Raw genomic sequence first — 25,932 nt, 5'->3', positions numbered from 1 at the left:
CCGAACCGGGCTCTCGGTCACTCGGGGGCCGAGCCTTCGTCGGGTTCACGCTCCCTCACGAGCCCGTGCCGAAGGGCGCGCTCCCTCACCGCCCAGGGCACGAACCCGCACCGGCGCCCCGCTCCGGAGCCGGCCCCGCCGGGGCGCCCGCCCCTGGGGAACGCCGGACGCGCTCCGCACGCCACCGCACCGCGGACGTCAGCCGCAGCCGCACGACCTCCGGATCACCAGCGCCGACGGGAACTGCTTCAGCCGCTCCCGCCGCGAACCGGCCACCCGCAGCCCGTCGTCCAGCACCAGGTCCACGGCCGCGCGGGCCATCGCCGGGCGGTCGGAGGCCACGGTGGTGAGCGGCGGGTCGGTCAGCGCGGCTTCCTTCACATCGTCGAAGCCGGCCACCGCCAGCTCGCCCGGTACGTCGATCCGCAGCTCCCGCGCCGCACGGAGCACCCCGATGGCCTGGTCGTCCGTGGCGCACAGGATCGCGGGAGGCCGGTACGGGCCCGCGAGCAGCCCGAGCGCCACCCGGTAGGCGTCGTAGCGGTTGTACGGCGCCTGGAACAGGCGCCCCTCCACCGAGCGGCCGGACTCCCGCATGGCCCGCCGCCAGCCCTCGATGTGGTCGGTCACCGGGTCGCCCGTGGTCGGGGTCTCCTCCACGCCGCCGAGGCAGGCCACGTACGCGTGCCCGTGCTCCAGCAGATGGCGGGTGGCGAGCTGCGCGCCGCCCACGTCGTCCGTGACCACCGCGACGTCGTCGATCGCGTCGGGCCGCCGGTGCAGCAGGACCACGCGCGCGTCCCAGGCGTCGATCTCCGCGGCGGCGTGCTCGCTGGGGCCCTGGCTGACCAGGATCAGCCCGGAGACCCGCATGCCGAGGAACGCCCGCAGATAGTGCACCTCGCGCTCGTCGAGGTAGTCGGAGTTCCCGACCAGGACCATCTTTCCGCGCTCGGCCGCCGCCCGCTCCACCGCGTGCGCCATCTCCGCGAAGAACGGCTGCCGCGCGTCCGGGACGATCATCCCTATGAGATCGGTCCGGCGGCTCGCCATGGCCTGCGCGACCCGGTCCGGCCGGTAGCCGAGCTCCTTGATCGCTGCGAGGACACGCTCGCGCGTGGCCGGGGCGACCGGCCGGGGTCCATTGTTGATGACGTAGCTGACCACAGCGGTCGACGTCCCCGCCAGCCTTGCCACATCATCACGCGTCACCTTGGCCACGCGCGGCAGTCTACGCGGGGTGACTCAGCTCTCGGCCGGTCCTGCGGAACCGGCCTTCACACTCTCCCGGACATTCCCGCGTCCCGGCGCGCCGCCCGTGCCCTCGGCCGGCCGCGCGGCGTCGGACGCGGCCTTGTTCTTGGCCTCCTCCGCGGCACGCTCCACCTTCTCCGGCACCACGAAGCGGTAGCCGACGTTCCGGACGGTGCCGATCAGCGACTCGTGCTCCGGACCGAGCTTGGCCCGCAGCCGCCGCACATGGACGTCAACCGTCCGCGTGCCGCCGAAGTAGTCGTAGCCCCACACCTCCTGGAGCAGCTGCGCCCGCGTGAACACCCGGCCCGGGTGCTGCGCGAGGTACTTCAGCAGCTCGAATTCCTTGAAGGTCAGGTCCAGCACCCGCCCCTTGAGCTTGGCGCTGTAGGTGGCCTCGTCGACCGAGAGGTCACCGGTGCGGATCTCCATCGGGCTGTCGTCGGTGGTGATCTGCTGGCGGCCCATGGCGAGCCGCAGCCGCGCCTCGACCTCGGCCGGGCCGGCCGTGTCGAGCAGGACGTCGTCGATTCCCCAGTCGGCGGTGACGGCGGCGAGCCCGCCCTCCGTCACGACCAGCACCAGCGGGCAGCCGGGGCCGGTGGAGCGCAGCAGCTGGCAGAGCGAACGGACCTGGGGGAGGTCGCGCCGCCCGTCGATCAGGATGACGTCGGCACCGGGGGTGTCGACGAGGGCCGGGCCCTCGGCGGGGGCCACCCGTACGCCGTGAAGCAGCAGGCCGAGCGCGGGCAGCACCTCCGTGGAGGGCTGGAGGGCATTCGTGAGGAGCAGCAGCGAGCTCATCGAATGCTCCCTTCGGTCAGGGAATCCGCAAGGTCGCGGAAAAAGAAGCCGTATGTCCGGATGGTACGGTCCTGCACGCTTCGCTCGCCCATTACGTCGGATCCTCCTCGGTCCCTGCGACGGGGCACCCCGGGCGTTCGAGCACGGGGGGAGTTGGCGGCACTGCTTCGTACGGTCCTGCTCCCTGGAGCCCGTCCGCGCCGCGCCGCGCGGGCGGGCTCCTGAAAGCACGAAAGGACCCGGGGGCGTCGCTGCCCGGATCCTCTCCCAGCAGAATAGCCCACATGAGCTCCGGTTCCGAGGCCGCCCGGTCACGTTCCCGTGTTCCCTCGATCACCTCGCGTATCCCCGGCGGCCGGCCCGCGGACCCGTTCCGGACCTGGCTGCGGACCGATGACGGGGTGCGGATCGAGGCCGCCCGTACCCCGTTCACCGGGCCGCTCACCGGGGCCGGGCCTCCCGCCGACGACGGTCCGGCGGAGGGCACGACCGGCTCCGCAGGGCAGGGCTCCGCAGCCCTCTCCGACCGCCCGGCGATCGTCGTCGCGCACGGCTTCACCGGGGCCCTGGACCGGCCGGCCGTCCGGCGGGCGGCGCGGGCGCTCGCCCGGCACGCGACGGTGATCACGTTCTCGTTCCGGGGGCACGGACGGTCCGGCGGCCGGTCCACGCTCGGCGACCGCGAGGTGCTCGACCTGGCCGCGGCGGTGCGCTGGGCCCGGTCGCTGGGCCACACCCGGGTGGCGACCGTGGGCTTCTCGATGGGCGGCTCGGTGGTCCTGCGGCACGCCGCCCTGTACGGCCCGCACGGCCTCGGACGGGCGGCGGCCGGCGGCCCCGGACCGGGCTCCGACGACCCCGGACCGGCCGCCGCGGCCCGCCCGGACGGCCTGCCCCGGGCGCCGCTGCACGAGCCTTCGAACGGGCCGCTGAACGGGCGCGTGAACAGGCCCGTGAACGAGCCCCTGAACGAGCCCCTGAACGAGCCCCTGAACGGATTTCCGCACGAGAGGCGCACGGATGCGCACGCCGATGCGGTCGTCTCGGTGAGCGCCCCCGCGCGCTGGTACTACCGCGGCACCGCGCCCATGCGACGGCTGCACTGGGTCGTCACCCGCCCGGCGGGCCGGCTGGTCGGGCGCCTCGGGCTGCGCACCCGGATCCACCCCGAGGACTGGAACCCCGAGCCGCTCTCCCCGGTCGGCGCGGTACCGCACATCGCCCCGGTCCCGCTGCTCATCGTCCACGGCGACCGGGACCCCTACTTCCCGCTGGACCACCCGCACGCGCTGGCCGGGGCCGCGAACGGCGCGGCGGAGCTGTGGATCGAACCGGGCCTCGGCCATGCGGAGAACGCGGCCGACGACGCCCTGCTGGCCCGCATCGGCGCCTGGACGCAGCGGGCCCGGCCGGTGCGTCCAGGGGCCGGCTGACGGGGCGGCCCGCCCGGGGGCCGGCGCCGGGGGCGGGGCGGTCCGAAGGAACGACGGCGCGGCACGGACGGGACGTCGGGGAGCGCGGCGGGACGCCCCCGACCATCCCCGTCCCCGGCGCCGGGGACGGGGCGGGGCGCCGGGGGACGGCCGGCAGCGACCGGGCCGGACCGGCGGAGGGTCACCGGGGCGCGGAGCCGCACCGGGCGACGACCGACAGGGCACGGGCCCCACCGCGAGACGACCGACAGGCCACGGGCCGCACCCGCGGCGGACCCGTTGCCCCCGGTTGCGCCGAACGGCTGACGCCTGCCGTCCGGCACCCGCGATCGACGCCTGCCGTCCGGTACCCGCCATCATGGAGGGCGGCGCCCGCGAGGGACGCCGTCGACGGAACGAGGACAGGAGTCCCCATGGGCGCAGCCCAGGCCGCACCGGACGGGAACGCGGCCGTGGCCACCAGCGGTTCGGACGGAGCGCGCCGGCCGCACGGCACCATCCGGTACTGGGCCGCCGCCAAGGCCGCCGCCGGAACCGGTGCGGAGAGCTACGGCGCGGCGACCCTCGCCGAGGCGCTCGAGGCGGCCCGGCAGCGGCACGCCGGGAACCCGGAGTTCGCGCGGGTCCTGCTCCGCTGCTCGTTCCTGGTGGACGGCGACCCGGTGGGGACCCGGGGCCACGAGACGGTGACACTGACCGAGGGCGGCACGGTCGAAGTGCTCCCGCCGTTCGCAGGAGGATGAGCTCCACGCCATGAGCGACAAGCCGCACAGCCCGTACGAGCCGCCGAGCCCGCACGAGCCGCCGTACGACCCCCAGGACCCGCGCGGGCCGTACGAGCCGCGCCACGCCTACTACGACCCGTACGGGACGCCCCGGGACCCGCAGGCCGCGCATCAGCAGCCGCCCCGGGCCCAGCACCCGCAGCAGCCCCAGGGCACTCAGCCGTCCCAGGCGGGGCCGCACCACGGCACGCACTCCGGGTACGCCGGGCAGTCCGGGCACACTCCGTACCCGGCGCAGCCGCAGGGCCCGTACACCCCGCAGGCACCGCAGGCCTCACAGCCCACGCAGGCCCCCCAGCCCACGCAGAGCCTGCATCAGCAGACCCCGCAGCAGGGCGCGTACCCGACGCACGGCGGGCAGGGCGGGCAGGGCCGGCACAGCCGTCCCGGTCAGCACGGCGTCCCGCAGGCACCGCAGGCCCCTCAAGGCCGGCACGCCCAGCAAGCCCCGCACTCCCCACAGACCCCGCACGCCCCGCAGGCGCCGGGCAGTCGGCAGGCGCCGGGCGGTCGGCAGGGCCCGTACGGCCATCCCGGCCGGCCCGCGCCGCAGAGCCCGCCGCCCCCGCCGGGGCAGCACGGGCAGCACGGGCAGCACGGCCCGCAGGGCGCGTACGGCTCGCGGCCGCAGGGCTCGCCGCCGCACGCGCCGGCGGCGGGTGCCGCCTGGCAGCAGTCGCCGCAGCCGTCCCACGGCTCGGCGGGCTGGTCGGCCGGAAGCGCCGGCGAGGCTCCGCCCACCCAGGTCTGGCAGGGGCTGACGCACCAGGAGGCCGGGACCGGCGACTCCCCGTACCAGCAGTCGCCACCGGGTTCCGCGGCCGCGGAGACCGCGTATCTGCCCGTCACGGGACCGGCCCCGGGCCCGGGGCCGCTGCCGCCGGAGCAGCCCACCGGACCGACGGGCGCCGGTCACCGCGGAGCTCCGCGTACCGGCCCGGTGCCGCAGTCGCCGGCCCCCGGCGGGCACCCGGCCGGCGGCCGGAGCCGCCAGGACGGGCCGCACACCCCGGGCAGGAGCGGCTCCGACGCGGCGGATGACGCCCGTCGCCCCGCGGACGGGCCGCGCGGCGCCGTACGGACCGTGGACACCCCGGGGCTCACCCCGGCGCAGCGGGCCCGCGCGGCGGGCGCGTCACCGATCATTCCGCCCGGCATGGAGTCCGCCCTGCTGACGGCCGGTCTCGCCGCGCTCATCGCGCTGACCGGGGCGCTGGCCCGCCCGGCGCTGGCGTTCGCCGTCGTGCTGCTGCAGGCCGGGACCGCGGCCGGCTGGTACCGGCTGAACGGCATGTGGCCCGCCCGCCAGGGCATCGCGCTCGCCTTCGCCGGCGGCCTGGCCACGGACATCGCGCTGCTGGCGACCGAGCGCGGGGACGCCCCCACGGTGGCGCTCGGGACGCTCGGCGTCTGGTGCCTGCTGGTGCTGGTCCTCCAGCTCCGCAACGGGAGTTCGGCGGACGAGCGGCTGTACGCACTGACGGCCGGGGTGGCGTCCTCGGCGTTCACCGTGCTCGCCGCGGGCCATCTCGCCGCCTCCGCCGTGTCCGGCGACGCGGTCGTGGTGGGGGCCGTCGCGGTGGCCGTCGCCGTGGTGGCCCGTGCGCTGCCGCTGCCGTCGCGGGTCGCCCCGGCCGTCGCCCTGGCCGCGGCCACAGGAGCCGGAGCCGGCGCCGGAGCCCTGACGGGCCTCGGGGCGGGCGGGGCGCTGCTCGGTGCGGCGGCCGGAGCGTGTGCGCTCATCGGCCTGCGGGTCGCGAGCTACGACTACCCGTCCCGGTTCGTGCACCTGACCGCCGGCGTGGCACTGCCGCTGACGCTCGCCGCGCCCGCCGTCTACGTGCTCGGCCGCGCCCTCGGCTGAACCGCACCGACAGCCGGAACCACGCCGTCGGGCGGACGCCACCGCGCGCGTTCCGGGCCCGGGCCCGTTCGATGTGTGCGGGCCCGGGCCACACCCATCGAGCGCTCCGGAGCCGGCCCGTCCGCTCGGCCGCCGGGCGATCCGGGGGGGGACTGCTGACGTTCCGGGTGTTCCGGGTGGACTGCTCCCGCAATCTGGTGATCGGCCACGATCGGATCACCGGCCGGTTAGGCTCACTGGGCAACGGAGTCCGATCGAAAGGGTGGGGGAGCCAGTCGGATGCGTGCACTGCGAATACTGCTGATCGTCGCCGTGGTCCTGGGGGGCCTGTTCGTGGCGGCCGACCGACTCGCGGTCGGCATGGCCGAGTCCGAGGCGGCGGACAAGATCAAGAGCAGCGAGGGCCTCGCGGAGACCCCGGACGTCTCCATCAAGGGCTTCCCGTTCCTCACCCAGGCGCTGAGCAGGGAGCTCGACGAGGTCGACGTGACCATGAACGGCGTCACGGCCAGCTCGGCGGGCCGGTCGCTGCGGATCAGCCGCCTCACCGCCGAGCTGCGCGACGTGAAGCTGAACGACTCCTTCTCCTCCGCGGTGGCCGACTCGGCGACCGGGTCCGCACACCTCGGCTACGACGACCTGTCCCAGGCCTCCAGCGAGGGAGTCGCCGTCAGCTACGGCGGCCGGGACCAGGTGGGGAAGAGCCAGGTCAAGGTCACCGCCGGGGTCTCGATCCTGGGCCGGACCGTCAAGCGCAGCGTCCTCAGCACGGTCAGCGTCACCGGCGACGACACGATCCGGCTGCATGCCGACGACATCCCCGGCGCCGGCATCCCCGGATTGGAGAATCTGGTCCGCGGGAAGATCGACTTCGACCGGAAGATCGACGGCCTGCCCGAGGGCATGAAACTGGACAAGGTCGTCACGACCCAGGACGGTGTCGATGTATCCGTGGTCGGCCGTCAGGTCGAACTGGCGGGCTGACCGGCGTCAGCCGCATCCGCCGGAGCCCCTGACCGACGAGCCCACCACCGGCGGGCCCACCGACGGTGGGCGAACCGACGGTGGGCGAACCGACGGTGGGCGAACCAACGGGCTCCGGCCCCCAGCCGTCTCACCGGTACCGAACAGCCCCGCACCCCGCCGCGGCCGACGCGCCACCGGGGCCCCCGGACGGCCGCCCCGGCCCCGAGGTGTCCACAGAGCGAGACAGCTCCGTCCGCACCTCAGATGGCGGACGGACGGCCGTGACCCCGCTCACCCCCGACTGCCTGGCAGGACGGCATCTGCCGATGTTGCGTCCCACATGGCGGGCATTTGCGTCTCAGCATCCGACACGCCGGTGACATGCGTGCCCGCGGCTCCTTACGATCGGACGCATGAAGCGACAGGCGGATCTCACGAAGCGGCGGGCAGTCGACCTGTGCCGTGTCGCCGCCATGCTCTGTCGCTCGTTCTGAGCGGAGCCCCGACTCCCGTTTCTCCCAGGCCCTTTGGGGCCTCCCCGCTCCACAGAAGCGGCCGCGCACCGACGCGCACCCCTGCACCACCGCGCGCCGCGCGCAGCCGCAGCCCGCGCATCCGAAACTGCCCCGGAGGAGAAAAACATGAGCCGCAGCGACGTCCTGGTCGACGCCGACTGGGTCGAGGCCCACATCGACGACCCCAAGGTGGTCATCGTCGAGGTCGACGAGGACACCTCGGCCTACGACAAGAACCACATCCGGAACGCCGTACGCATCGACTGGAAGAAGGACCTCCAGGACCCGGTGCGCCGTGACTTCGTCGACCAGGCGGGCTTCGAGAAGCTGCTGTCCGGGAAGGGCATCGCCAACGACGACACGGTCGTCCTCTACGGCGGCAACAACAACTGGTTCGCCTCCTACGCCTACTGGTACTTCAAGCTGTACGGCCACGACAGCGTGAAGCTCCTCGACGGCGGCCGCAAGAAGTGGGAGCTCGACTCCCGCGACCTGGTGGCCGAGGTGCCCGAGCGCCCCGCGACCGACTACAAGGCCAAGGAGCAGGACACCTCGATCCGCGCCTTCCGCGACGACGTCGCGCAGGCCATCGGCAAGCTGAACCTGGTCGACGTCCGGTCCCCCGACGAGTTCAGCGGCAAGCTGCTCGCCCCGGCGCACCTTCCGCAGGAGCAGTCGCAGCGCCCCGGCCACGTGCCGAGCGCCCGCAACATCCCGTGGTCGAAGAACGCCAACGACGACGGCACCTTCAAGTCCGACGACGAGCTCAAGAAGCTCTACGAGACGGAGCAGGTCGACCTGTCGAAGGACACGATCGCCTACTGCCGCATCGGTGAGCGCTCCGCGCTCACCTGGTTCGTCCTGCACGAGCTGCTCGACCAGGCGAACGTCAAGAACTACGACGGTTCCTGGACCGAGTACGGCTCCCTCGTCGGCGTGCCGATCGAGCTCGGCGCCAACAGCTGATCCCCGACCCCCGACCCGAAGGACACCCTCATGTGTGGAGCAACAGCCGGCGGCCCGGACCTGGCAGGAGTTGACGTGGCCAAGGAGACGATCATCCAGGGTTCGGTGACCCGCGACGGCGAGCCCGTATCGGGCTACGTCCGCCTCCTCGACGGCGGCGGCGAGTTCACCGCCGAGGTCCCGACCTCGGCGACCGGGCAGTTCCGCTTCTTCGCGGCCCCGGGCACCTGGACGCTGCGCGCCCTGGTTCCGGGCGCCACCGCGGACCGTACGGTCGTCGCCCAGCAGGGCGCGGCGGCCGACGTCGCCATCGCCGTCTGACGACGGCGCACAGCGGCCGGAGGGCCGTACCCCGGGGTTGGACTCTCAGGGGTGCGGCCCTCCGTGCTGTCCGGGCGCACCGCCTGTTCCAGGTCCGGTCGCCCCGCGGTGGCCCGCCGGAGCCCTGCTCCTCGACGCCCCGCCGCCGTACGCTGGAGGCATGTACGCACGGCGACGCCGCCGGTACTTCGTCCTCATGGGGCTGTGCCTGGGGCTCTTCGTTCTGGCCTGGGGAGTCGTCCGCCTGTGGTCGGTCCCGGCCGCCGTCGGCATGTGCTGCGTCGCCATGGCGATCCCGCCGGTCGCCGCGATCGTCGCCAACCGCCGGGAGCCGGACGATCACTGGTGGGACGTGCCGGACGACAGCTGGCTGGACGACGAGCCGCTGGACGACAGCTGGCGCCGCTTCGAGCACTACGGGCGGCAGACCGGCGACGAGGGCCGGAGCGACGACGACCGCCCCTAGGGCGGACCGCCCGGCCCCGGCGGGACTCAGTGCCCCGGCCGGGACTCAGTACACGAGCGCCTGGGTGTCGTCGGCCAGGGACTCGCTGACGAAGACCTGCGCGCCGGCGATCCGCACCCCCTCCAGGGTGTCCTTCTCGGTGATCTCCCGGCGGGCCGCGCACTGCGTGCACACGGTGATCCGGCCGCCGGCGAGGACGGAGTCCAGCAGGTCGGGCAGCGGGGCGGCGTGCGGCAGCTCGAACTCGGCCGCCTTCCCCGGCAGCGCGAACCACGCGGACTCACCGGTCAGCCAGAGCGAGACCTCCACCCCGCTGGCGACGGCGACCGCCGCCACCGTGAACGCCTGCGAGCACCGTTCCGGTGCGTCGGCCCCGGCCGTCACCTTGATCACGAGCTTCTTCGCCATGTGCTCACTCTAGAGCGGCCGCCGCCGGGACCGGCCGGACCCGCAACGGCCGGGAGCGCGGCCCGCCGGGACAGCGGCGCACCTCACAGCACCGGGGCGGCCCTCACAGCACCGGCCCCGACGCCGCGGACTAGACTCGACCGCGGTCCGTACCACCACACTCCCCCGAGGAGCGCGCTCGTGCTTGAGGCATTCTTCATCACCCTGCTGGTCCTGGTCTGCGTGGGCGTCGTCGCGTTCGCCGGCCTCACCATGAAGAAGCTGTACCAGGGCCAGCGCTGACCAGCGCCTCCTCCCGCTCCCTAGAGATCGCCTGAGCTCATGATCGAGATTCCGTCCGACCTCCACCCGGACCTCGTCCCCCTCGCCTTCCTCCTCGGCAACTGGGAAGGCGCGGGTGTCTTCGACTTCCCCGGTGACGAGAAGTGCAACTTCGGCCAGGAGGTGACCTTCACCCACGACGGCCGTGACTTCCTCGAGTACACCTCGCACACCTGGGTGCTCGACAGCGAGGGCAAGAAGGTCCGTCCGCTGGAGTCCGAGTCCGGCTTCTGGCGCATCGACAAGGACCGCAAGGTCGAGATCGTGATGATCCGCGACCAGGGTGTGGCCGAGGTCTGGTACGGCGAGCTGGCCGACCAGAAGCCGCAGATCGACCTGGCCACCGACGCCGTCGCCCGCACCGCCGGTTCCGGACCGTACACCGGCGGCAAGCGGCTCTACGGCTACGTCAAGAGCGACCTGATGTGGGTCGGCGAGAAGGCCACCCCCGAGGTCGAGCTGCGCCCGTACATGTCGGCGCACCTGAAGAAGGTCGTCGACCCGAGCGAGTGGGCCAAGGACCTCAAGGACCTGCCGGACGACGGCATCGCCTTCTTCAAGTAGACGCGCGGCACACAGACGCACAGACGTAGACACGCAGCACGCGGACACGCAGCAGCGCGTTCCCGCGGACTCCGTTTCCCCGGGGCCCCGGGGCGCGCCGCTCCGCCGCCGCACACGGCTCCACCGGCCGCGGGACGTCCGTCCCCGGGGGTGGAGCCGTTGTCGTGGGCGCGCGGCACCCGGCCCGCCGCCTCCTACACTGGCCCTGTGGTGACCACCGACTGGCAGAGCGACCTCCGGAAGCGCGGGTACCGGCTGACCCCGCAGCGTCAGCTCGTGCTGGAGGCCGTGGACCGGCTGGAGCACGCGACGCCCGACGACATCCTCACCGAGGTGCGGCGCACCGCGGGCGGGGTGAACATCTCCACCGTCTACCGCACCCTGGAGCTGCTGGAGGAGCTGGGGCTGGTCAGCCACGCCCACCTCGGGCACGGGGCGCCGACCTACCACCTGGCGGACCGGCACCACCATCTCCATCTGGTGTGCCGGGACTGCGGTGACGTCATCGAGGCCGATGTGTCGGTGGCCTCCGGGTTCACCGCCCAACTGCGCGACACCTTCGGCTTCGACACGGACCTGAAGCACTTCGCGATCTTCGGGCGGTGCGCCGGCTGCTCCTCCGCCGCCACCCCGGACGCATCCGGCGGCGCCGCCACGGAAGCCGGTCCCACGGATGCCGACCGCGCAGCCGGAGCGTCGAACGACGGACCGTAGGCTGGTACACATGCAGGCACACTCTCCCGCCAGCCCCCTGCTCTCCCTGCCCGGCGCCGTTGCCGCCGAGGCACCGGACGACGGTGTCGCCGCGCACTACGGCGACCTGTTCCGGGAGCAGCGCGCGCTCGCCGACGGCACCGGCTTCGTGGACCTCTCGCACCGCGGCGTGATCACCGTGACCGGCGAGGAACGCCTGAGCTGGCTGCATCTGCTGCTCACCCAGCACGTCAGCGAGCTCCCCCCGGGCCGGGCCACCGAGGCACTGATCCTCTCCCCGCACGGCCACATCGAGCACGCGCTGTACCTGGTGGACGACGGCGCGACGACCTGGGCGCACGTCGAGCCGGGCACCCAGGGCGAGTTGATCGCCTACCTGGAGAGCATGAAGTTCTTCTACCGGGTCGAGGTGCAGGACGCGACGGACGACTACGCGGTCGTCCACCTCCCCGCGGGCTCCATCACGGAGTCGCCGGAGGGCGTCGCCGTCCGGGAGACCCCGCACGGCCGGGACCTCTTCCTGCCCCGTGCGGACCTGGAGTCCTTCGCCGCCGCGAACGGTCCGGCGGCCGGGGTGCTGGCGCTGGAGGCGCTGCGCGTCGAGGCGCACCGGCCCCGCTTCGGCCTGGAGACCGACCACCGGACGATCCCGCACGAGCTCGGCTGGCTGGGCTCCGCCGTCCACCTGGAGAAGGGCTGCTACCGCGGGCAGGAGACCGTGGCGCGGGTCCACAACCTGGGGAAGCCGCCGCGCCGGCTGGTCTTCCTGCACCTGGACGGCAGTGAGGTGAAGCTGCCGGGGCACGGCGCTCCGGTCCGGCTGGCGGCCGACGGCGAGGAGGGGCGGCAGCTGGGCTTCGTCACCACCTCGGCACGCCACCACGAGCTGGGGCCGATCGCGCTGGCCCTGGTGAAGCGGAACGTTCCGGTCGACGCCGAGCTGATCGTGGACGCGACGGCGGCGGCCCAGGAGGTCGTCGTCGAGCCCTGACGGCCCCGCGGGGGACGGCCCCGGCCCTCCCCCGTCTCAGACCGCGTCGCTCTGGGTGTCCACCAGTCGGCGCCGCACCACCCGCACCGCGGGCAGCACCGACACCGCGACCGCCCCGGCCACCGCGGCCAGCCCGACCAGGAGCAGCAGCGCCGGCGGGGGCGGTACCGCGATGCCCGCGCCGATGCCGCTGGCCCGCCCCTGGAGGTCGATCAGCCAGTCCGCGGCGAGGACTCCGGCGGGCGTGCCGATCACCGCGGCGGCCAGGGCGGTGAACCCGGTACCGGAGACGATCACCGCCATGATCTGACGCGGCGTCAGCCCGATGGCCCGGAGGGCGAGCAGATCCCGCCGCCGGTCCCGCACCCCCGCGCCGATGGTGGTCGACAGCTCGGCCAGACCGATCAGGGCCAGCACCGCGACCAGCCCGACGATCACGCCCCGGACGGCGGAGAGCCCGTCCGCGGGGTTGGTGATCCGCCGGACGTCCAGCCGGCCGTGCGCGGAGTCCGCGAGCGCGGTGCTCACCGCGGCCGGGTCGGCGCCGGGGGTCAGCTCCAGATGGAAGAAGTCCGGCCGCAGCGCGGCGTCCCGCTCCCGCAGGGTGTCCATCGACGTGGAGATCACCCGGCCGCCGTCCTCGGGCTCGATACTGCGCCCCACGATGTGCAGGACCTGCGGCTTGCCCTCGACCGTCATCCGCACCCAGTCGCCGACCCGGGCGTTCAGCAGATCCAGCAGCCCCTGCCCGGCCACCGCCTCGTCGGGCCCGTGGGCGGCGCGCCCCTCGGCGACGGTGAACGGGTACGGGACCCGGGCCGTGCCCAGGCCGCGCAGCGTGATCGTCCCGGTCTGGCCGGGCACCAGGGCCTCCACCTCGGCGCCGGGGTGGGCGGCGGTCACCTCCGGGCGGGCGGTGAGCAGCCGGCGGACCGCGGCGTCCCCGAGGCCGTCGCCCCGCGCGGTGAGCTCGGCGGCGAGCCCGACCTTCTCCGGGTGGCTCTCGAACCGGTCCAGCGTGGTCCACGCCCCCAGCGCCACGGTGATCAGCAGCAGCGGTACGGCCAGCCGGCCGACGGCCGCCGCGGAGCGGGCCGGGCGGTGGAAGGCGCCGCGCCAGCCGAGCACCAGCGCGGGCGGGATCCGCAGGCCCAGTGCCCGGATCGCGGTCCCCGGCAGCCGGCGGCCGGCCGGCTGCGCGGCCCGCGCCATGGGCACCGGCGGGACCCGCCCGGCCCGCCAGGCGGCCAGTGCGGTGGTCGCGGCGATGAGCAGCACCGCCCCCGCCGAGATCGCGAACGGTGCCCAGGTGTGCTCCGGCAGGTCCTGCCAGAGCGCCATCGCCTCGCCGGTCCGGCCCGGCAGCCGGGCGCCCAGGGTCTCGGTGAGCACGGCGCCGCAGCCCACCCCCAGCAGCGCCAGCGCCAGATGCTCGACCAGGAACATCCTCACGACCTGGGCGGGGGTGAAGCCGACCGCCTTGAGCACCGCGATGTCCCGCAGCTGACCGCGGATCCGGGTGCCGATCGCCCCGGCCACGGCGAGCGCGGCGGCGAGCAGTGCGCCGAGCCCGAACAGGGCCAGCAGCAGGCCGAGCACCCGGTCCCCGCCCTCGGCATCGGCGCGCGCCTGCTGCCAGGTCGAGATCCGGGCGATCCGGTCGCTGCCCAGTGTGGTGACGGCCCGCTGGACGGCGTAGTCGGTGTCCTCCGGATCCGCCAGGCGCAGCCCGATGGTCCGGCCGTGCCGGTGCGCGTCGGGCTCGACCCGGTTCAGGGCGGCGGGAAGCACCCAGCCGATGCCGGAGGTCTCCCCGGGCCGGAACGCCGGTTCGGCGCTGTCGGCGACGCCCACCACCCGCAGCCGTACCGTGCCGCCGGGGCCGCGTACGCCGAGCGCGTCGCCCGGTTCGGCCCACAGCGCGCGGGCCAGCGAGCTCTCCAGCACGATGCCGTTCTCGGAGCGCTGACCGAGCCAGTGGCCGTCGGTGAGCAGCGGGCGCGCCACCGCGGGCGGCTCCTGGCCGGTGGCCCGCAGTTGCAGGCTCGCCCGGGTACCACCGAGCTCGGCGGTGGCCTGCGCGGTGGAGTACGGGCCGGCCGCCCGCTCGACGCCGTCGAGCCCGGCCAGCCGTCCGGCGTCGGGTCCGGCCTTGGCGTGGATCCAGACGTGGGCGCCCTCGGACCGGGTGAAGACCCGCTGCCAGGGGTTGGCCGCGTACGCCAGGAACGCGCCCGCCAGCAGCAGGGAGACGATGATGCCCGCGGTGGCGAGCACCAGGAAGAGGGCCTCGCCACGGTGCTGCCGGAGGTCGGCGCGCACCCAGCGCACCGTGGCCCGCATCCCGGTCAGCCCTTGAGTTCGAGCACATCGGCGACGCCGCCGCCGCGCCGGGCCCCGGCGCCCAGCGGTGCGTCGTCGGCGATCCGGCCGTCGAAGAAGCTGATCACCCGGTCCGCGGTGCTCGCCACCCGGGCGTCATGGGTGACCAGCAGGATCGTCTGACCGCGCTGGTGGTAGCGGGTGAGCAGGCGCAGCACCTCGCGGGTGCCCTTGCTGTCCAGGCTGCCGGTGGGCTCGTCCGCGAGCAGCAGGCTCGGCCGGTTGACCAGCGCGCGGGCCAGGGCGACGCGCTGCTGCTCGCCGCCGGACAGCTCGCCGGGGGTGCTGCGCTCCTTGCCCTCCAGACCCAGCTCGGCGAGGAGTTCCGCCCGGCTCTCCCTGGCCTGCCGGGGTGAGCTCCCGGCCAGCAGCGCGGGCAGCTCGACGTTGTCGGCCACGGTCAGGTCGGAGACCAGGTTGAAGAACTGGAAGACGACGCCGATGCTGCGGCGGCGCAGGACGGCCCAGCGGGCCTCGCTGTAGGAGTCGACGCGCTCGCCGTCCAGCCACAGCCTGCCGCTGTCCGGCCGGTCGAGCCCGCCGAGCAGATGGAGGAGGGTGGACTTCCCGGCGCCGGACGGGCCGGTCACGGCGACGAACTCGCCGCGCTCCACCACCAGGTCGGCGCCGCGTACGGCCAGGGCCGGGGCGCCGTCCGTACGGTGCGTCTTGTGCAGGCCCTCGGCCCGCAGGAGGGGCGCTGTGCCGGCGGGGGAGGCGGCCTCCGGGGCCGTGCCCGCCTCCGGGGCCGTGCCCGAATCCGGGTCCATAGCCGTCCCCGTGGCCGCAGCCGTCCCCGTGGTCGCAGCCGTGTCCGCGGCCGTAGCCGTACCGGGCTCCGCCGCCCCGGTGGCGGCCTCGGCCCGCCCCACGGCGGGGCGCCGGCGGTCGCGGCTCATTCCAGCTCCTCCTGACAGCGCTCCAACCAGTCGAGATCCGCCTGCAGATGCAGCATCGCGCCCTCGATCAGCAGCTGCGCGACCCGGTTGTCCCGGTCCTCGGCCGCGGCCAGCTTCGACAGGTCGCGCATGGTGTTGAGGTAGTGCCGGCGCTGCTTGTTGATCAGGGCGATCTGGTCGGCCGCCCCCGAGTGCGGGGCGAGGGCGAGCTTCATGAAGAACTCGTCCCGGACCCGCGGCTCGTCGGCCGGCTCGTCGAACCAGGCCTCCACCGCCTCCCGCCCCGCGGCGGTGAGCTGGTAGATCCGCTTGTTCGGTCTGCTGGACTGGGCGACGTCCTCGCCCTCGATGAGACCGGCCTTCTCCAGCCTGCCGAGGGTGACGTAGATCTGCCCGACGTTCGGCTGAGGGTACGCCGCGCCCAGAAGCTTCTCAAGAGCCTGCTTGAGCTCGTATCCGTGCGCGGGGCCCTTCGCCAGAAGTGCCAGGAGGGGCAGACGCACGCTCGCCCTCCTCCCTCCCCGCCGTACCTACTCGTCAGTGACCCGTTCGATGGCCGCCGCAGGCCGCCCCGCCTGTGAGCCGGATCGCTCCCCGGACCTTGCTGCGACGTCTAGTATCGCGCATGCCTAACGGGTATACAGGTGCCCGACGCCGGGCACGCCTGACCGGTGCCGGCGCACAAGGAGGAACCCATGCGGTGGGCGCGAGCCGCGGGCAGGGGGCTCCTGGCGGCGGCACTGATTGCCGCCGGCTACGCCGGTACCGGCGGGCCGGCCACCGCGTCCGCGGGCGGCACCGGCGGACGCGGGCCGATGACCCTCGTGACGGGCGGCGACCTCACCGGTTATCTGCGCGGGGTGCTGGCGGACTGGAACCGCGGCCACCCGGCGGAGAAGGTGACCCTGGTCGAGCTCCCGGAGGCCGCGGACGAGGTCCGCGCCCAGATGTCCACCAGCCTGCGGTCCGGCAGCGACCGGTTCGACGTCCTCAACATCGATGTCGCCTGGACCTCCGAGTTCGCCGCCGCGGGCTGGATCGCCCCGCTCGACGGCCGCCGCTTCCCGCTGAAGCGCTTCCTGCCGCCCGTGGTGGACACCGCGACCTTCGGCGGCCGGCTGCACGCCGTCCCCTACGTGACCAACGCGGGCCTGCTCTACTACCGCAAGGACGTGCTCGACAAGGCGGGCGAGAAGCCGCCCCGCACCTGGCCCGAACTGCGGCGGCTGGCCCGGACGGTCGCTCCCCGGTACGGGCTGGACGGCTACGCCGGGCAGTTCCTCCCCTACGAGGGCCTCACCGTGAACGCGGCCGAGGCCCTGCAGTCCGCCGGCGGCTCGATCCTCGCCGACGAGGGCAGCCGGGTCACGGTCGACTCCCCCGCCGCCCGCACCGGGCTGGAGTTCCTCACCGGCGGTGTGCGGGAGGGCTGGATCCCCCGGAAGGCGCTCGGCTACAAGGAGGAGGAGTCCCGGCGGGCGTTCCAGAACGGCCGGCTGCTCTTCCTGCGCAACTGGCCGTACGCCTACCCGCTGGCGGGCGCCGAGGGCTCCAAGGTCGCGGGGAAGTTCGGGGTGGTGCCGCTGCCGGGGCCGGACGGGCCCGGGGCCGGCATCCTCGGCGGCTCCGACCTCGCGGTCAACACCAACTCCCGGCACCCGGAGTCGGCGGCCGCGCTCATCCGCTACCTGACGAGCGAACGCGTCCAGCGCCGCGTCCTCACCGAGGGCTCGCTGCCGCCCGCCCGGGCGGATCTGTACCGGGACCCGGCCCTGGTGCGCAGGTTCCCGTACCTGCCCACCCTGTACAAGAGCCTGCTCACCGCGAAGCCGCGGCCCAAGAGCCCCCGGTACGAGCAGGTGAACCTGGCCGTCCAGGCGGTCGTCCACGACGCGATGGCCCAGCGGCAGAGCCCGGCCGGCGCCCTGCGGCGGCTGAGGGCCGAGCTCGACGCGATCGCCCGCCGCGGCTGACGCTTCGTCCCCTCTCACCGAAGCTTCTACTTACTCGTTAAGTAGAAGCCTCTCCCTTTTCCTTGATCCACAACCCCGCACCCTCCCCATTTACGGGACATATCGGGCCAGTTATGCATCCGTTGCCTGCAGACTCGTTGACACCCGTTCGACACGCCTACTTAACATGCATGCACAACGGCGGCCGACTGGATCGAGGCCGCAAATCGAGTCAGACAGCCGCATTTCGAGTCAGACAGGGCAACGGGACATGCTCATAGCCACGGCCGCCGCAACACAGCACTGGTGGCGGGATGCGGTGATCTACCAGGTCTACGTCCGCAGCTTCCTCGACAGCACCGGCGACGGCATCGGCGATCTCGCCGGGGTCCGGGTGGGCCTGCCGTACCTCAAGAAGCTCGGGGTGGACGGCATCTGGCTCAGCCCGTTCTACCCCTCGCCGCAGCACGACCACGGCTACGACGTCGCGGACTACACCGGCGTGGACCCGGTCTACGGGGACCTCGCCGAGTTCGACCTGCTGGTCGCCGACGCGCACCGGCTCGGGCTGAAGGTCCTCATCGACATCGTCCCCAACCACTGCTCCAGCGCCCACCCCTGGTTCCGCGAGGCCCTGGCGGGTGGCCCGGACAGCCCGGCCCGCTCCCGCTTCCACTTCGCCCCCGGGCGGGGCCCGGACGGCGCACTCCCGCCGAACAACTGGCGGGCCATGTTCGGCGGCCCCGCCTGGTCCCGGATCACCGAGCCGGACGGCGAGCCCGGCCCCTGGTACCTGCACCTGTTCACCCCCGAGCAGCCCGACCTCAACTGGCGCGACCCGGCCGTGGGCGAGCACTTCGACGACGTGCTGCGGTTCTGGCTGGACCGCGGGGTGGACGGCTTCCGCATCGACGTCGCCGCCGGCCTCCACAAGCACCCGGAGCTGCCCGACTCCCCCGACCCGGAGGCGGACGAGCGGTCCCGGGACTCGGTCAACCCGCTCGCCTGGAACCAGCCCGAGGTGCACCAGGTGTGGCGGGACTGGCGCGCGGTCTGCGAGGAGTACACCGCCCGCGACGGCCTGGACCGGCTGCTCGTCGGCGAGGTCTCGGTGCCCACCGCCCGCGAACACGCCGAGTACGTCCGCCCCGACGAGCTCCACCAGGCGTTCTTCTTCCACCTGCTCAGCGCCCGGTGGGACGTCGACGCGTTCCGCACGACCATCTCCGAGGCGATGCGGGACATCGCGGGCACCGGCTCCACCGTCACCTGGGTGCTCAACAACCACGACCAGGTCCGGACCGTCACCCGCTACGCCGGCGAGCCCAGCGGGGAGGCGAGCGGCCTGGGCCCGGCCCGCGCCCGCGCCGCCGCGTTGCTGATGCTGGCCCTGCCCGGCGCCGCCTACGTCTACCAGGGCGAGGAACTCGGGCTGCCCGAGGTCGTCGACCTGCCCGACGAGGTCCTCACCGACCCGATCTTCCACCGGACCGGCAGCCGCCGGTTCGTCCGCGACGGCTGCCGGGTGCCGCTGCCCTGGACCGGGCACGCCTCCCCGTTCGGCTTCACCTCCGGCGCCGGAGCCGCCCGGCCGTGGCTGCCGCAGCCGGAGTGGTTCGCCGAGCACGCCACCGACCGCGCCCTGGCCGACACCCGCTCGTTCTGGCACCTCTACCGCGACGGGCTGCAACTGCGGCGCAGCCTGCCCCAGCTGGGCGAAGGCACCCTGCGCTGGCTGGAGACACCGCCGCAGGTCCTCGCGTTCGTCCGCGGCGACGGGCTGGTGTGCGCCGTCAACTTCGGCACGGAGGCCGCCCCGGCCCCCGTCACCGGCACCCCCCTGCTGGCCAGCGGCGACTGCCCGCCCGGGACCCTCCCCGGCTCCACCGCCGCCTGGTGGATCAGCGACCCGACCACCACCGCACCGCTCTTCCCACCCGCCTCATCCCCGAAGGGACCCACACCATGAGCCGTACCTCGAGACGACGCACCGCCGCGGCCTCCGGCGCGCTGGCCCTCGGCCTCGCGCTGACCGCCACCGCCTGCGGCGGCACCACCGGCCCGGCGAGCTCCGGCAAGCAGGAGCTCAAGGGGCAGAAGATCACCGTCGCCGGTGTCTGGACCGGTGTGGAGCAGAAGAACTTCAAGAAGGTGCTGGACGCCTTCGGCGAGAAGACCGGCGCCACCGTCAACTTCGTCTCCACCGGCGACAACGTCTCCACCGTCGTCGGCAGCAAGATCGAGGGCGGCAACGCCCCCGACGTGGTGATGGTGCCGCAGGTCGGCGTGCTCAAGCAGTTCGCCGAGAAGGGCTGGCTGCAGCCGCTCTCCGCGAACGTCCACGACAAGGCCGGGATCAACTTCGCGCCGGTGTGGCGGGATTACGGCAGCGTGGGCGGCAAGTTCTACGGCCTCTACTTCAAGGCGTCGCACAAGTCCACGGTCTGGTACAGCCCGGAGGCCTTCGACACGGCCGGGGTGACGCCCCCGAAGAGCTGGCCGGCACTGCTGAAGACCGGGCGCACCGTCGCCGACTCGGGCCTGCCCGCGTTCTCCGTCGCCGGCGAGGCCGGCTGGCCGCTCACCGACTGGTTCGAGAACGTCTACCTCTCCCAGGCCGGCCCGGAGAACTACGACAAGCTGGCCGCCCACAAGATCCCGTGGACCCACCCCACGGTGAAGAAGGCCCTCGCGACCCTGGGCGAGCTCTTCCGGGACAAGAACCTGGTCTCCGGCGGCGGTTCGGGCGCCCTGCGCACCGATTTCCCCGAGTCCGTCGAGGAGGTCTTCGGCAACAGCCCCAAGGCGGGCATGGTCTACGAGGGCGACTTCGTCGGCGGCCTGATCTCCGGCCAGTTCAAGAAGAAGGTCGGCCAGGACGCCAAGTTCTTCCCGTTCCCGGCCGTCGACCAGGGCAAGGCCCCGGTGGTCGGCGGCGGTGACGCGGCGGCCGTGCTCAAGGACGGCAAGAACCCGAAGGCCGCGATGAAGCTCGTCGAGTACCTGGCGACGCCCGAGGCCGCGGAGATCTGGGCGAAGGCGGGCGGCTTCATCTCCCCCAACGAGAAGCTGGACCCCAGCAGTTACGCCGACGCCACCAGCCGCCGCACCGCGCAGTCGCTGGTGAAGGCGGGCGACTCGGTCCGCTTCGACATGTCCGACCAGGCCCCGGCCGCCTTCGGCGGAACCCAGGGCGCCGGCGAGTGGAAGGCCCTCCAGGACTTCCTGCGCGACCCCTCCGACCCCGCGGCCACCGCGAAGAAGCTCGAGGCCGCCGCGGCCAAGGCCTACAAGGACTGAGACCTCCCGATGCCAGCCACCGCTCCGCCCGACACCGCCGTGCCCGGCACGGCGGCCCCGGTGCCGCCCCCGAAGACGGGCGGCACCGGGGCCGACCCCCGCCGGCGGGCCACCCGGCGACGCCGGCTCATCGCCGGACTGTTCCTGCTGCCCGCGCTGCTGCTGCTCGGCGCGCTGGTCGCCTACCCGATCCTGTTCACCGTCGGCCGCAGCTTCTTCGACGCCGGCGGCACCCGGTTCGTCGGCGGCGAGAACTACGCCGAGATGTTCCGCGACCCGGCCACCCTCACCGCCATCCGCAACAGCACCATCTGGGTCGTCGTCGCCCCGGTGCTGCTCACCGGCCTCGGCCTGGTCCTCGCCGTCCTCACCGAGAAGATCCGCTGGGCCACCGCGTTCAAGCTGCTGATGTTCATGCCGATGGCGATCTCCTTCCTCGCCGCGGGCATCATCTTCCGCGTCGTCTACGAGCAGGACCCCGAGCGGGGCGTGCTCAACGCCGCGGCCGTCGGCGTGCACGACTCCTTCGACCAGGGGGCGTCGTTCCCCACTGCCCGGCCCCGCCCCGGCCAGGGTCTGACGAAGCAGCAGGACGGCTCGTACCGGACGGCTCCGGACCTCGGCCCGGGCAGCACGGCCGCCCTCGGCCTGGTCGGCGTCCCGCCGAAGGACCTCCCCCGGCAGGCGAAGCCGGCGCAGGCCGCCGCGTCCGCGAAAGCGTCCGGCGGCGAACTCCGGGGCGTCGTCTACGTCGACTTCACCCCCGGCGGCGGCGGAAAGCCGGGCCGGGTCGACCCGGCCGAGCGCGGACTGCCGGGGATGACGGTCGAAGCGGTGCGCGGCGGCACCGTGGCCGCCAAGGCCACCACGGCCGCGGACGGCTCGTACCGGCTCACCGGACTGAAGCCGGGCAGCTACGCCCTCCGGCTGCCGGCGGCGGACTTCGCCGAGCCCTACCAGGGCGTCGCCTGGCTCGGCCCCGCCCTCGTCACCCCCGCGATCATCGGCGCCTACCTGTGGATCTGGACCGGATTCGCCATGGTCCTCATCGGCGCCGGCCTGGCCGCCCTGCCCCGCGAGGTGCTGGAGGCCGCCCGGATGGACGGCGCGAGCGAGGGCCAGATCTTCCGGCGGATCACCGTCCCGCTGCTCGCCCCGGTACTGACCGTGGTCTTCGTGACCATGGTGATCAATGTGATGAAGGTCTTCGACCTCGTCTACATCATCGCCCCCGGCCCGGTGCAGCAGGAGGCCAACGTCCTGGCCATGCAGATGTGGCTGGTGTCCTTCGGCGGCGGCAACAACCAGGGACTCGGCAGCGCCCTCGGCGTCCTGCTGCTGCTCCTGGTGGTCCCGGCCATGGTCTTCAACATCCGACGTTTCCGCAGGAGCCAGTCATGACCACCCTCCACGCCCCTGACCGGAAGCGGCCGGCGGCCCGGCTGGCGCAGTGGGCCGGCGGCGGGCTGGTGCAGGCCGTCCTGGCGATCATCGGACTGCTGTGGCTGACCCCCGCGCTCGGGCTCTTCCTCGCCTCGCTGCGCTCCGAGGAGGACAACGCCACCACCGGCTGGTGGCACGCCTTCACCGACCCCGGCGGGCTCTCCTTCGACAGCTACACCGCACTGCTGAAGGACGCGGGCATCGTCCAGGCGTTCTGGAACACCGTGCTGATCTCGGTGCCCACGACCGTCGTCGTGGTCGTCGTCGCGGCCCTGGCCGGCTACGCCTTCGCCTGGCTGGAGTTCCCCGGCCGGGACTGGATCTTCCTGATCGTGGTGGGCCTCCTCGTCGTGCCCGTCCAGGTCGGGCTGCTGCCGGTCGCCAAGCTGCTCGGCGGGCTCGGGCTCTTCGGCTCCATCCCGGGCGTCGTCCTCTTCCACGTCGCCTACGGGCTGCCGTTCGCGATCTTCCTGCTCCGCAACTACTTCGCGGAACTCCCCCAGGAGATGCTGGAGGCCGCCCGGATGGACGGCGGCGGCGAATGGCGGATCTTCGTCCAACTGGTCCTGCCGCTGGGCCGGCCGGCCATCGCCAGCCTGGCCATCTTCCAGTTCCTCTGGGTGTGGAACGACATGCTCGTCGCACTGATCTTCGCTGACAGCGACTCCCAGCCGCTGACGGTGGCCCTGCAGTCGCAGATGCGGCAGTTCGGCAGCAACATCGGCGTGCTGGCGCCCGGGGCGTTCCTGTCCCTGATCGTGCCGGTGGCCGTGTTCTTCGCCTTCCAGCGGCACTTCGTCCAGGGGGTCATGGCCGGCTCGGTCAAGTGACCTTCCCGCCGCCGCGCCGGCCCGGTCACGCGACCGGGCCCCCGCGCCTCACACCTCCAGCAGCACCGTGAACGGGCCGTCGTTCGTGAGCGAGACCTTCATGTCCGCTCCGAACCGGCCCGTTTCCACCTGCGCGCCCAGCGCCCGCAGCTGCGCGACGACCTCGTCGACGAGCGGCTCGGCGACCTCACCGGGCGCGGCCGCGTTCCAGGTCGGCCGGCGGCCCTTGCGGGCATCACCGTAGAGAGTGAACTGCGAAATCACCAGGAGGGGTGCATCGAGGTCCGAACACGACTTCTCCCCCTCCAGGATCCGCACGGACCAGAGCTTGCGCGCCAGTTGGGCTGCGGTGGCCGCGGTGTCCTCATGGGTGACCCCGACCAGCACACACAGGCCCGGACCCACGATCTCGCCGACCGTCTCGCCGTCCACGACGACCGCGGCCCCGTTCACTCTCTGCACCACTGCACGCATACGGACCATCATGCCCTGCACCCGTCCGGGTCCCATCAGGTGCGGTGCCGATGCACGTGCAGCGCGCACAGTGGCACGATGCTCACAGGCGGTGCGCACGTCGGTGACCTGGCGCCGCACCGGACGAGGGGACGGATACGCATGAGCACACCTGGAGCCGGGAAGACACCCGGTCCCGTACCTACAGCCCGTACGACCACCACCACGCGACCGCCGACGCAGAGGACCACCTCCTTGTCCGACACACCGCGGCACGAGCTCCGGGAGCTGCGGCTCCCGGAACTCCGGGCGCTCCGCCGCGAGTCGCAGCAGGAGGAGGCCGATCTCAGCTACGTGCGGCGGCTGCTGCAGGGGCGGATCGACATCCTCGGCGCCGAGCAGGGCCGGCGGGCCGCCCCGGAGTCGCCGGTCGTCGACCGGCTGCCGGAGATCCTGGCCGACGGCCCCGCCCGCAACCGCTCGGCCCGGCACGTCTCGCTGCGCACCCCGCACGGCGAGGAGGCCCAGCGGCTGGCCGAGGACATGCTCGCCGAGGTCGAACTGTCGGACCTGGAGTCCCGGACGGACGAGGAGCTCCACGGCGCGATGGGCCGGCTCGCCCGCTGCGAACAGCAGCTGTCACGACGACGGCAGCAGCTCCAGCGCACGGCGGACGACTGCAGCGCGGAGATCGCCCGCCGGTACCGGGCGGGCGAGGCCCAGGTCGACGACCTGCTCGCCTGATCACGGGCTCGCCTGATCGGGGACGTGCCTGATCGGGGACGTGCCTGATCGGGGTCCGGGAGCCGGGCGGCCGACGCCCGGACCGGTCACCGTTACCGGCATCGGCCATCGGTTGCCGGCCGCCGGCCGCCTGCCCCGGCAGAAGCGTCCGGCCCGGCACCGTACGACGGACCGTACGCACCGCCCGACGGCCCGCCGCAGGCTCCACGCCGACCGGGCCGGACGGGTCGCGTACACCCGGAATGCGGTGCCGGGCGGCTCCCAGAAAATCATGTGCTCGGGCGTGACGGGCTCGCCTAGCGTGGAGACATGAGCCTCGACATCCGGACCATCGCCGATTCCGAGCTGACCGACTGGATACGCGCCATGTTCACCGGGTTCCTCCGGCCGCAGCAGGGTGTGGAGGAGGAGGCCGAGGTCCGGCGGGCGGGCATCGACCCGGACCGCACCCAGGGCGCCTTCGACGCGGGCCGGTGCGTCGGCACGTTCCGCAGCTTCTCCCAGGAGCTCACCGTGGTGGGCGGCGCGGCCGTGCCGGCCAACGCGGTCACCAATGTGACCGTCTCCCCCACCCACCGCCGGCGCGGGCTGCTCAGCCGGATGATGGCCGACGACCAGGCCCGCGCCAAGGAGCGCGGCGATGTGGTCTCGACCCTGATCGCCGCCGAGTACCCGATCTACGGCCGGTACGGCTTCGGCCCGGCCACCTGGGCCTCCCGGTGGCGGATCGACGTCGGGCGGACGGGGCTGGACCCGCGCTGGTCGGGCCCGGACGACGGCGGCCGGGTGGACCTGGTGGACGGCACGGACGTCCGCAAGCTCGGCCCGGATCTGCACGAACGGCTGCGCGCCGGCCAGCACGGCGCGGTCGACCGCGACGAACGCTGGTGGCGGATCAACACCGGCGACATCCGCCTCCCCTCCGCGTCGTGGAAGGAGCCGTTCCATGTGCTGTACCGCTCGGCGGACGGCCGGGTCGACGGGCTCCTCACCTACACCGCCGACGACCACTGGACGGACAAGCAGCCGCACTGCCGCGCCACGGTGCGCGACCTCGTCGCGACCACCCCGGCCGCGGAACGGGCGCTGTGGCACTTCCTGCTGTCGATCGACTGGATCACCGAGGTCAACACGAACTTCCGCGCCCCGGACGACCTCCTCCCGCTGCTGCTGCCGGACCCCCGCGCCGTCCGGACCGTCGAAGCCGCGGACTGGCTCTGGATCCGGCTGCTGGACGTGCCGCGCGCCCTGGAGGCCCGTACCTACCCGGCCACCGGCTCGCTGGTGCTGGACGTCCACGACCCGACGGGCCTGGCCGCCGGACGCTTCCGGCTGGGCGCCTCCCCGGAGGGCGCGACCTGCACCCCGACCACCGCCTCGGCCGATCTGACGCTGGGCATGACCGAGCTGGGCAGCCTCTACCTCGGCGACGAGTCGGCGGTCCGGCTGACAGCACTGGGACGCGTCACGGAGGAGCGCCCGGGAGCCGCCGCCCTGGCGGACACCCTGCTGCGCACCTCCCGCCGCCCCTGGTGCCCCGACGTGTTCTGACGTGTT

At 73.6% G+C, this 25,932-nt stretch carries 25 protein-coding genes; 18 read left to right on the top strand and 7 right to left on the bottom strand.

All coding sequences use genetic code 11. From position 1 onward, the window contains the following. Positions 1–198: 198 nt before the first annotated feature. On the bottom strand, positions 199–1,221 hold the full coding sequence (locus ACFYYR_RS16125; protein WP_388852721.1) for a LacI family DNA-binding transcriptional regulator: 1,023 nt from the start codon (positions 1,219–1,221) through the stop codon (positions 199–201). A gap of 24 nt (positions 1,222–1,245) precedes the next feature. After that, the gene (locus ACFYYR_RS16120) at positions 1,246–2,058 is read right to left on the bottom strand and encodes a winged-helix domain-containing protein (RefSeq protein WP_388852718.1); all 813 of its coding nucleotides are present in this window, start codon (positions 2,056–2,058) and stop codon (positions 1,246–1,248) included. Positions 2,059–2,342: 284 nt separating this feature from the next. On the opposite strand from ACFYYR_RS16120, the gene ACFYYR_RS16115 reads away from it, so the two are divergent. The 8 genes from ACFYYR_RS16115 to ACFYYR_RS16080 all read left to right on the top strand — a co-directional run bounded on the left by ACFYYR_RS16115 (position 2,343) and on the right by ACFYYR_RS16080 (position 9,374). Beyond that, complete coding sequence (locus ACFYYR_RS16115) at positions 2,343–3,491, top strand: alpha/beta fold hydrolase (protein WP_388852715.1); 1,149 nt, start codon at positions 2,343–2,345, stop codon at positions 3,489–3,491. 413 nt (positions 3,492–3,904) lie between these two features. Further along, the gene (locus ACFYYR_RS16110) at positions 3,905–4,234 is read left to right on the top strand and encodes a MoaD/ThiS family protein (protein WP_388852712.1); all 330 of its coding nucleotides are present in this window, start codon (positions 3,905–3,907) and stop codon (positions 4,232–4,234) included. A 10-nt stretch (positions 4,235–4,244) separates the two neighbouring features. Beyond that, positions 4,245–6,140: a hypothetical protein gene (locus ACFYYR_RS16105; protein ID WP_388852709.1), complete on the top strand. Its 1,896-nt coding sequence runs from the start codon at positions 4,245–4,247 to the stop codon at positions 6,138–6,140. Between the two features lie 279 nt (positions 6,141–6,419). Then, positions 6,420–7,124: a DUF2993 domain-containing protein gene (locus ACFYYR_RS16100; RefSeq protein WP_388852706.1), complete on the top strand. Its 705-nt coding sequence runs from the start codon at positions 6,420–6,422 to the stop codon at positions 7,122–7,124. 395 nt (positions 7,125–7,519) lie between these two features. Then, complete coding sequence (locus tag ACFYYR_RS16095) at positions 7,520–7,600, top strand: putative leader peptide (protein WP_351515640.1); 81 nt, start codon at positions 7,520–7,522, stop codon at positions 7,598–7,600. Positions 7,601–7,747: 147 nt separating this feature from the next. After that, the gene (locus ACFYYR_RS16090; protein ID WP_388852702.1) at positions 7,748–8,587 is read left to right on the top strand and encodes a sulfurtransferase; all 840 of its coding nucleotides are present in this window, start codon (positions 7,748–7,750) and stop codon (positions 8,585–8,587) included. 30 nt (positions 8,588–8,617) lie between these two features. After that, positions 8,618–8,908 carry a DUF1416 domain-containing protein gene (locus ACFYYR_RS16085; RefSeq protein WP_351515628.1) on the top strand — a complete coding sequence of 97 codons (291 nt, stop codon included), beginning with the start codon at positions 8,618–8,620 and terminating at the stop codon, positions 8,906–8,908. Positions 8,909–9,032: 124 nt separating this feature from the next. Next, a complete protein-coding gene (locus ACFYYR_RS16080; protein WP_388853518.1) occupies positions 9,033–9,374 on the top strand; it encodes a DUF3099 domain-containing protein in 342 nt (113 codons plus the stop codon). A 45-nt stretch (positions 9,375–9,419) separates the two neighbouring features. On the opposite strand, the gene ACFYYR_RS16075 is transcribed toward ACFYYR_RS16080, so the two are convergent. Next, a complete protein-coding gene (locus ACFYYR_RS16075) occupies positions 9,420–9,782 on the bottom strand; it encodes a DsrE family protein (protein ID WP_388852698.1) in 363 nt (120 codons plus the stop codon). A 321-nt stretch (positions 9,783–10,103) separates the two neighbouring features. On the opposite strand from ACFYYR_RS16075, the gene ACFYYR_RS16070 reads away from it, so the two are divergent. The 3 genes from ACFYYR_RS16070 to ACFYYR_RS16060 all read left to right on the top strand — a co-directional run bounded on the left by ACFYYR_RS16070 (position 10,104) and on the right by ACFYYR_RS16060 (position 12,372). After that, complete coding sequence (locus ACFYYR_RS16070; RefSeq protein WP_388852695.1) at positions 10,104–10,667, top strand: FABP family protein; 564 nt, start codon at positions 10,104–10,106, stop codon at positions 10,665–10,667. 207 nt (positions 10,668–10,874) lie between these two features. Then, on the top strand, positions 10,875–11,381 hold the full coding sequence (locus tag ACFYYR_RS16065; RefSeq protein WP_388852692.1) for a Fur family transcriptional regulator: 507 nt from the start codon (positions 10,875–10,877) through the stop codon (positions 11,379–11,381). Positions 11,382–11,391: 10 nt separating this feature from the next. Continuing rightward, a complete protein-coding gene (locus ACFYYR_RS16060; protein WP_388852689.1) occupies positions 11,392–12,372 on the top strand; it encodes a YgfZ/GcvT domain-containing protein in 981 nt (326 codons plus the stop codon). Positions 12,373–12,408: 36 nt separating this feature from the next. On the opposite strand, the gene ACFYYR_RS16055 is transcribed toward ACFYYR_RS16060, so the two are convergent. The 3 genes from ACFYYR_RS16055 to ACFYYR_RS16045 form a co-directional block, all read right to left on the bottom strand. Next, positions 12,409–14,715 carry an FtsX-like permease family protein gene (locus ACFYYR_RS16055; RefSeq protein WP_388852686.1) on the bottom strand — a complete coding sequence of 769 codons (2,307 nt, stop codon included), beginning with the start codon at positions 14,713–14,715 and terminating at the stop codon, positions 12,409–12,411. 5 nt (positions 14,716–14,720) lie between these two features. Next, positions 14,721–15,524 carry an ABC transporter ATP-binding protein gene (locus ACFYYR_RS16050; protein ID WP_388853515.1) on the bottom strand — a complete coding sequence of 268 codons (804 nt, stop codon included), beginning with the start codon at positions 15,522–15,524 and terminating at the stop codon, positions 14,721–14,723. Positions 15,525–15,649: 125 nt separating this feature from the next. Beyond that, positions 15,650–16,156, bottom strand: coding sequence for a PadR family transcriptional regulator (locus ACFYYR_RS16045; RefSeq protein ID WP_388852684.1), 507 nt, complete (start codon positions 16,154–16,156; stop codon positions 15,650–15,652). 192 nt (positions 16,157–16,348) lie between these two features. Between ACFYYR_RS16045 and ACFYYR_RS16040 the strand changes: the two genes are divergently transcribed. The 5 genes from ACFYYR_RS16040 (at position 16,349) to ACFYYR_RS16020 (ending at position 23,178) form a co-directional block, all read left to right on the top strand. Further along, the gene (locus ACFYYR_RS16040; RefSeq protein ID WP_388852681.1) at positions 16,349–17,626 is read left to right on the top strand and encodes an ABC transporter substrate-binding protein; all 1,278 of its coding nucleotides are present in this window, start codon (positions 16,349–16,351) and stop codon (positions 17,624–17,626) included. A 250-nt stretch (positions 17,627–17,876) separates the two neighbouring features. Further along, positions 17,877–19,574: a glycoside hydrolase family 13 protein gene (locus tag ACFYYR_RS16035; RefSeq protein WP_388852678.1), complete on the top strand. Its 1,698-nt coding sequence runs from the start codon at positions 17,877–17,879 to the stop codon at positions 19,572–19,574. Further along, positions 19,571–20,905 (top strand): ABC transporter substrate-binding protein, encoded by a 1,335-nt coding sequence (locus ACFYYR_RS16030; RefSeq protein WP_388852675.1) that lies wholly within the window; start codon positions 19,571–19,573, stop codon positions 20,903–20,905. Before ACFYYR_RS16035 ends, ACFYYR_RS16030 begins: the two co-directional genes overlap by 4 nt. 9 nt (positions 20,906–20,914) lie before the next feature. Continuing rightward, on the top strand, positions 20,915–22,306 hold the full coding sequence (locus ACFYYR_RS16025; protein ID WP_388852672.1) for a carbohydrate ABC transporter permease: 1,392 nt from the start codon (positions 20,915–20,917) through the stop codon (positions 22,304–22,306). Then, a complete protein-coding gene (locus ACFYYR_RS16020; RefSeq protein ID WP_388852669.1) occupies positions 22,303–23,178 on the top strand; it encodes a carbohydrate ABC transporter permease in 876 nt (291 codons plus the stop codon). Before ACFYYR_RS16025 ends, ACFYYR_RS16020 begins: the two co-directional genes overlap by 4 nt. A 48-nt stretch (positions 23,179–23,226) precedes the next feature. On the opposite strand, the gene dtd is transcribed toward ACFYYR_RS16020, so the two are convergent. Next, complete coding sequence (gene dtd / locus ACFYYR_RS16015) at positions 23,227–23,652, bottom strand: D-aminoacyl-tRNA deacylase (RefSeq protein ID WP_351515054.1); 426 nt, start codon at positions 23,650–23,652, stop codon at positions 23,227–23,229. A 141-nt stretch (positions 23,653–23,793) separates the two neighbouring features. Between dtd and ACFYYR_RS16010 the strand changes: the two genes are divergently transcribed. Both ACFYYR_RS16010 and ACFYYR_RS16005 read left to right on the top strand, forming a co-directional pair. Continuing rightward, entirely contained in the window at positions 23,794–24,375 is a 582-nt protein-coding gene (locus ACFYYR_RS16010; RefSeq protein WP_388852666.1) for an ABC transporter substrate-binding protein, read from the top strand. Positions 24,376–24,684: 309 nt separating this feature from the next. After that, positions 24,685–25,926 (top strand): GNAT family N-acetyltransferase, encoded by a 1,242-nt coding sequence (locus tag ACFYYR_RS16005; protein ID WP_388852664.1) that lies wholly within the window; start codon positions 24,685–24,687, stop codon positions 25,924–25,926. The last annotated feature ends 6 nt before the right edge of the window (positions 25,927–25,932 follow it).

The organism is Streptomyces sp. NPDC001922, from assembly GCF_042891165.1.
Taxonomy (GTDB): Bacteria; Actinomycetota; Actinomycetes; order Streptomycetales; family Streptomycetaceae; genus Streptomyces.
This window is presented reverse-complemented; position numbering and strand designations above follow the sequence as displayed.